This window comes from Clostridium carnis, from assembly GCF_054657435.1.
In genome coordinates this window covers 3096864-3104170 of the sequence record NZ_BAAHYS010000001.1, presented here as the reverse complement: position 1 = coordinate 3104170, position 7307 = coordinate 3096864, and the positions used below count along the sequence as shown (strand labels likewise).

The 7307-nt window shown below is 28.1% G+C and carries 10 protein-coding genes; all 10 read left to right on the top strand.

All coding sequences use genetic code 11. The annotated features are described in order from the left end of the window. On the top strand, positions 1–240 hold a 240-nt coding region (locus tag ACYQ1T_RS15180; RefSeq protein ID WP_459836405.1), incomplete at its 5' end, for a transglutaminase-like domain-containing protein. 46 nt (positions 241–286) lie between these two features. Continuing rightward, complete coding sequence (locus tag ACYQ1T_RS15175; RefSeq protein ID WP_459836403.1) at positions 287–589, top strand: Dabb family protein; 303 nt, start codon at positions 287–289, stop codon at positions 587–589. Between the two features lie 28 nt (positions 590–617). Further along, positions 618–1490, top strand: a complete 873-nt coding sequence (locus ACYQ1T_RS15170) for a DegV family protein (RefSeq protein ID WP_459836400.1) — start codon at positions 618–620, stop codon at positions 1488–1490. Between the two features lie 77 nt (positions 1491–1567). After that, a complete protein-coding gene (locus tag ACYQ1T_RS15165; RefSeq protein ID WP_459836398.1) occupies positions 1568–2209 on the top strand; it encodes a hypothetical protein in 642 nt (213 codons plus the stop codon). A 200-nt stretch (positions 2210–2409) separates the two neighbouring features. Beyond that, on the top strand, positions 2410–2817 hold the full coding sequence (locus tag ACYQ1T_RS15160; RefSeq protein WP_459836395.1) for a hypothetical protein: 408 nt from the start codon (positions 2410–2412) through the stop codon (positions 2815–2817). Between the two features lie 227 nt (positions 2818–3044). Continuing rightward, the gene (ruvA, locus tag ACYQ1T_RS15155) at positions 3045–3650 is read left to right on the top strand and encodes a Holliday junction branch migration protein RuvA (protein WP_459836393.1); all 606 of its coding nucleotides are present in this window, start codon (positions 3045–3047) and stop codon (positions 3648–3650) included. Positions 3651–3660: 10 nt separating this feature from the next. Then, positions 3661–4686, top strand: a complete 1026-nt coding sequence (gene ruvB, locus ACYQ1T_RS15150) for a Holliday junction branch migration DNA helicase RuvB (RefSeq protein WP_459836391.1) — start codon at positions 3661–3663, stop codon at positions 4684–4686. Between the two features lie 37 nt (positions 4687–4723). Next, positions 4724–5752 (top strand): tRNA preQ1(34) S-adenosylmethionine ribosyltransferase-isomerase QueA, encoded by a 1029-nt coding sequence (queA, locus tag ACYQ1T_RS15145; protein WP_459836389.1) that lies wholly within the window; start codon positions 4724–4726, stop codon positions 5750–5752. A gap of 25 nt (positions 5753–5777) precedes the next feature. Then, entirely contained in the window at positions 5778–6920 is a 1143-nt protein-coding gene (gene tgt / locus ACYQ1T_RS15140) for a tRNA guanosine(34) transglycosylase Tgt (RefSeq protein WP_459836387.1), read from the top strand. A gap of 104 nt (positions 6921–7024) precedes the next feature. Then, positions 7025–7294 carry a preprotein translocase subunit YajC gene (gene yajC / locus ACYQ1T_RS15135; RefSeq protein WP_459836385.1) on the top strand — a complete coding sequence of 90 codons (270 nt, stop codon included), beginning with the start codon at positions 7025–7027 and terminating at the stop codon, positions 7292–7294. Positions 7295–7307: the final 13 nt, after the last annotated feature.

Sequence of the window (7307 nt, the reverse complement as noted above, 5' to 3'; positions counted from 1 at the left end):
ATCCCATCAAAATTCATAGTAGGAAAAAACTCAGATAATTTATATCATTTTTGGGCTGAAGTTTTTGTTGAGAATCTAGGTTGGATTCCTGTTGAAACTAATATTAATATTCCTATTAATATTAACAAAGGGTATTTTGGAATAACAAATAGTCATATAAAAACTCATGAGGGAATAGATTTTGAGTCTATAGATATTAAGCTACATGATTTGAACATTGAAATTAAAAAAATAGAGTAGTAAAATTAAAATAATATAAAAATAAATTGTTAGAAAGGTGTAAAATATGATTAAGCATATAGTTATGTGGAAGTTACTTGATACTTCAGAGGGAAATACAAAAATTCAAAATGCTTTAGAAATAAAGCAAAGATTAGAAAAATTGCCAAGTATAATATCAGAACTAAAAATGATAGAAGTAGGAATAAATATAGAAGAATCAAATGGAGCATATGATATTGTTTTAATTTCTGAATTTAATAATAAATTTGATTTAGAAATATATCAAAAACATCCAAAGCATCTTGAAATTGTAGAGTTTGTAAATAAGGTGAAAGAGGAACGAGTTGTAGTTGATTATGAAATATAAAAAATATTTAAATGAGGTGGAGATGGAAATGGAGACAGTTATAATAACAGATTCTTGTTGTGATTTACCTATTGAATTTATAGAAAAACATAATATTGACGTTATGTCTATAAGGGTTAATTTTTGTGGACAAGATATACCAGATGACCTAGGGAAAACTTTAAAACATAAAAAGTTTTATGATGAAATTAGAAAAGGTGAAATGCCTTCAACTGCTCAAGTAAATGCATTTACTTTTGAAAGTGCATTTAGAAAGCATGTTGAAAGTGGAAAATCTGTAATATATGTTGGCTTTTCATCAGCTTTAAGTGGTTGCATAAATAGTGCTAAAATAGCAAAAGAAATTATTTGTGAAGAAAATAAAAATGCAGATATTACTATAATAGATAGTAAATCAGCATCCTTAGGGTTAGGACTTATTGTATATTACTTATGTGAGTTAATAGAAAGCGGTATATCAAAAGAAGAAGCTGTAAATTGGGTTGTAAATAATAAATTAAAGGTTAATCATTGGTTTACAGTAGATGATTTAAATCATTTAAAAAGAGGAGGAAGAGTTTCAGCAGCAGCAGCAGCTTTTGGGACGGTATTAAATATAAAGCCAATATTACATGTAGATAATGAGGGAAGATTAATTCCATTATTAAAAGTAAAGGGCCGAAAGAAGTCAATTAAAGTATTAGCTGAAAAAATAAAAGAAAAAATTATAGATCCAGAAAATCAAGTTGTTTTTATCAGTCATGGAGATTGTATAGAGGAAGCAAATCATTTGAAAGACATAATAATGAATGAGATAAAAGTTAAAGACATAATAATTAATAATATTGGGCCCGCAGTAGGAAGTCATTCAGGGCCAGGAACCATTGCATTATTTTTTATAGGGGAAAATAGAAACATTTAAAAAATATCTATATTTATATCACTTTATTGTATTAAAAAATAAAAATGAGTCAATAATACAAAGGAGGAGTGATAAATATGGATAATATGGATAATAAAAACAATTTTAACGAAGAGTTTCAAAATAGAAAAAAAGGTAAAAGTCAAAAATTAGCTTTCTTAGTATCATCAATAGCTTTACTTGCAATATGTTTTTGTGCAAGCTATTTTATAACAGATTATTTAACTAGTAATAATAGAGGGAAAGTTGAGGAAGAAAATAAAACAGTTTATAGTGAAACAAACAAATATTTAAAAGATAGCACTTATATTACTTTAAAAACTGGAGATAATATCGATGTTTCAGAAGAACTGTTAAGTTTAAAAGGTAAGATTGGATTATCAGGAAATATAACTAAGGATGATTTAGCAGATAAACTTAAAAAAGAAGGATATGAGATTCTAAAAGATGAAGAGGGTAAAATGGTATTTAGTAGATCAGTAGCAGAAGGTGTAAAATTAGAATCTAATAAATATTATTTAGGGGAAGAGTCAGGATTTATAACTTTATTTAAAACTGATGAAAATGGAGAAATATTAGAAAATGAAAAAAAGGTTTACTCTCAATCTAAGCCATTAAGTGGATTACCAGAAGAAGATCAAAAAAATATAAGAGAGAATAAATTCTCATATAACACAAGAGAAGAAGCTTTAATGAAATTAAGTGAAATGATATCTTAAAAGTATATAGTAGTAGGAGTTAAATTTATTTTAAGTTTAATTCTTACTACTTTTTAATTTCTAAGAATTAGGCTATAGGTATAAAAAATATATTAAATTAAAAAGGTTAGTTTTTTAAAAATAAGAAATTTTAGAATAACTACAATAATACAAGGGAATAAATATTATATAAATATTTATAGTATGTAGGAGGAAATAAAATGAATATTGTACCATACAATAGTTATTTACTAGTTTTACCCAATGGGGATACTAAGGGTTTTAATGATTTAGAATTAGCAAAAGCATATATTAATAGATATTATGAAGAGAAAATACTTGTTTATTCAAATAAAGACGATTATCAAGATGTAACAGAATTAGTAGGTCAAGTTAGAAATAATATTTGTCAACAATTAGGAGTAGATGAAGGTGAATGTAGTGTATATAATATAGAGGATTTTATAGAAAGAGTTAGAGAAGAGTTAATTTTTGATGAAGAAAAAGAAGAGATAATTTCCAAATTATTAAAAGAAAATATACAATTAAATATATATGAGTACTCATTAGATAGATTACTAAATGATATAGAAAAAATTACTATGATTGAACCTTTTGGAGAAGTATAAGATATAAGTATATTATGACTTGAAATTTTATTAGAAATTTTAGGTCTTTTTTATTTTTAATTTTAATAAAGGCTAAAGGGATACAAATAGCTTATAGAGGAGTACTCTATTGAATTATTTATTTTTAAGTGTTAAAGTATAATGTAGACTTATTATGTTAATAATGTTCTAAATATCATAAATAAAATTAAAAAATGAAGCTAAGATTATATTTTTGGAGGGGTTTAATGTACGAGTACATAATAGGTAAATATATAGGTATAAATAAAGATTATATAATTATAGATAATAGTGGATTAGGTTATAAGATATTTACTTCAGGAGCTACAATGGCATCTATGCCAAAGAGTGGTGAAGAGGTAAAACTTTTTATTGAACAAATAGTAAGGGAAGACTTTATAGGCCTTTATGGTTTTGACTCAAGAGAAGAATTAGAAATGTTTAAATTATTACTAGGTATAAATGGAGTTGGGGCAAAGGCTGCATTATCTTTATTATCTATAAGTCGAATAAATAATTTAAAATATGCAATTATGATGGGAGATGAAAAGCATCTTTGTAGGGCTCCTGGTATAGGGAAAAAAACAGCTGGTAGAATTATTTTAGAATTAAAAGATAAAATAAAACAAGATGAGCTTATTGAAGGTGTTGAAGATATATTAACAGTCGAAAATAGTGATGGAAATTATGCTAGTATAATTGCTGAGGTTCTTGGTGCTTTATTAGCTCTTGGATATTCAGAAAAGGAAGCTGAAATGGCTATTAGAAAAGTAGATAAAAGTGATTCGGTGGAGAATATGATAAAAAGTTGTTTAAAAGCTTTAATGGGATAGGGGTGAGATTGTGGAGCGAATAATTACTCCAGAAGAAATAATTGAAGATGGTAGTACTCTTAGTTTAAGACCGCAGAGTTTAACTGAGTATATAGGGCAAGACAAGGTTAAGGAAAGATTATCTATATTTATTAAAGCAGCTCAAAATAGAAATGAAGCTCTAGATCATGTCTTATTATATGGTCCACCAGGTCTTGGTAAAACGACTTTAGCTAATATTATTGCTAAAGAAATGGATGGAGAACTTAAAATAACATCAGGACCTGCTATAGAAAGAGCTGGAGATTTAGCAGCTATTTTAACAACTTTAAAAGATAATGATGTTTTATTTATAGATGAAATTCATAGATTAAATAGAAATGTTGAAGAAATTTTATATCCGGCTATGGAGGATTATGTATTAGATATTGTTATAGGAAAGGGAGCGGCAGCTAAGTCTATTAGATTAGATTTGCCTAAGTTTACTTTAATAGGAGCTACTACAAGAGTTGGGATGTTAACATCTCCTTTAAGAGATAGATTTGGAGTATTATGTGATATGCAATATTACACTGAGGAACAATTAAAGGAGATAATTGTAAGATCTTCATTTGTGCTTGAATGTGATATTACTGAAGAAGGTGCATATGAACTTGCAAGAAGATCAAGAGGTACTCCTAGAATTGCCAATAGACTTCTTAAAAGAGTAAGAGATTATGCTCAAGTTTATTCAGATTCTTTAATAAGTTATAAAGAAGCAAAAGCTGCACTTGAACTTTTAGAGGTAGACTCAAAGGGATTTGATAGAGTTGATAATAAGATATTAGAAGCAATAATTGATAATTTTAATGGTGGGCCAGTTGGTATAGAAACTTTATCATATTATATAGGTGAAGAACTTGGAACTATTGAAGATGTATATGAGCCTTATTTACTTCAGACAGGATTTATAATAAGGACAGCAAGAGGTAGAGTTGCTACTGATAAAGCTTATGAACATTTAGGTAGAAAAAGGAAAAATAAAAAAAGTGTGGGATCACAAGAAACTTTTTTTTAGGGAACAGATTAGAGTAAAAAAGTTAGGAGAACAAAAAATGAAAGTAAGTGATTTTAATTTTGATTTGCCAGAAGAGTTAATAGCTCAACATCCTTTAGAAAAGAGAGATGCATCTAGGCTAATGGTTTTAGATAAAAAAACTGGAGAGATAGAGCATAGAAGCTTTCATGATGTAATTGAGTATTTAAATTGTGGTGATACTTTAGTTTTAAATAATACTAGAGTGCTTCCAGCAAGGTTAATTGGAGAAAAGCAAGAAACAGGTGGGAAAATAGAATTTCTTCTATTAAAAAGAATAGAAGGAGATAAGTGGGAATGCTTAGCAAAACCAGGGAAGAGAGCGAAAATTGGTCAAAAGTTTACTTTTGGAAATGGTAAATTAAACTGTGAAGTAATAGATATCGTAGAGGAAGGAAATAGAATAATAGAATTTTCTTACGATGGAATATTTGAACAAGTTCTTGATGAATTAGGAGAAATGCCATTGCCTCCATATATTACTGAAAGACTTGAAGATAAGGAAAGATATCAAACTGTATATTCAAAAGAAAAGGGATCTGCAGCAGCACCTACAGCAGGATTACATTTTACAGAAGGTTTATTAAATGAAATAAAGAAAAAAGGTGTTAATATAGCATACTTAACATTACATGTAGGACTTGGAACCTTTAGACCTGTAAAAGTTGAAGATATAGATGAACATATTATGCATTCTGAATATTATTCTTTAGATAAAAAGGATGCGGATATTATAAATGAAACTAAAAAAAGAGGAAATAAAGTTATTGCTGTTGGAACTACATCAACTAGAACTCTTGAAACTATAGGTGATGAAAATGGTATGGTAAAAGAACAAAGTGGATGGACTAATATATTTATATTTCCAGGATATAAATATAAAGTAATAGATGAACTTATAACTAATTTCCACTTACCTGAATCAACGTTAATAATGCTTGTTTCAGCTTTAGCAGGAAAAGAAAATGTAATGAGGGCTTATAATGAAGCTGTTAATGAAAAATATAGATTCTTTTCATTTGGAGATTCTATGATTGTTAAGGAATAATATTTATTGTAGGGAAGTGAAGATTTTGACTAAAAAAAGATACACATTATTAAAAAAAGAAGGAAATGCTAGAAGAGGAAGGTTTGAAACTCCTCATGGGGTTATAGAAACACCGGTATTTATGAATGTTGGTACTTGTGCAGTAATTAAGGGTGCTGTATCATCAATGGATTTAAAAGATATAGGTTGCCAAGTAGAACTATCCAATACATATCACCTTCATTTAAGGCCATCTGATAAAGTTGTTGCAAAGCTAGGGGGATTACATGAATTTATGAATTGGGATAGACCAATTTTAACAGATTCAGGTGGATTTCAAGTATTTTCTTTATCAGGAATGAGAAAGATAAAGGAGGAAGGAGTATATTTTTCATCTCATATTGATGGAAGAAAAATATTTATGGGGCCAGAAGAATCAATGCAAATTCAAAGTAATTTAGCATCTACAATAGCAATGGCTTTTGATGAATGTATTCCAAATCCTTCAACAAGGGAGTATGTAGAAAAATCTGTTGCAAGAACAACAAGATGGCTTGAAAGATGTAAAGTTGAAATGGATAGACTAAACTCTTTACCAGAAACTATAAATAAAGATCAAATGTTATTTGGAATAAATCAAGGTGGTTGCTATGAAGATATAAGAATTGAACATGCCAAAACTATAACCAAATTAGATTTAGATGGATATGCCATAGGTGGGTTAGCAGTTGGTGAAACTCATGAAGAGATGTATAGAATTATAGATGCAGTTGTACCATATCTTCCAGAAGATAAACCTATTTATTTAATGGGAGTAGGACTTCCAAGTAATATTTTAGAAGCTGTTGATAGAGGGGTAGACTTTTTTGATTGTGTGCTTCCTGCAAGAAATGGAAGGCATGGGCATGTATTCACTAAAGAAGGAAAAATTAACTTAATGAATGCAAAGTTTGAGCTAGATACCAATCCAATAGATGAAGGATGTCAATGTCCTGCTTGTAAAAGTTATACCAGAGCTTATATAAGACATTTGTTTAAAGCAAAAGAAATGTTAGCTATGAGACTTTGCGTACTACATAATTTATATTTCTATAATAAACTTATGGAAGATATAAGAAATGCTATAGATGGTGGATATTTCAAAGAATTTAAAGAACAAAAACTTAAGGATTGGAATGGTAAAGCTTAGAAGTAAAAAGTATTATTTAAAATAGTTGACAATACTATATAAATGATATATATTGTTTATTATGATTATGATTATTATGTTATATTGAGAAGGGAAGGGTTAAAATGAATTTATTATCAATTATAGTACCATTTGTAATAATGTTTGGTCTTATGTATTTATTACTAATATTGCCTGAAAAGAAAAGAACAAAAAAATACAATACAATGATTTCAGAGTTACAAAAAAATGATGAGATTATGACTAGAGGCGGAATAATAGGTAAAATAATAATAATTGAAGATGAGCATGTTATTATAGAAACAAGTGCGGAAAGAACAAAAATAAAACTTTCTAAAAATGGAATCGCAACAAAAATAAATAAAGATATATAATAGGAATAAATAC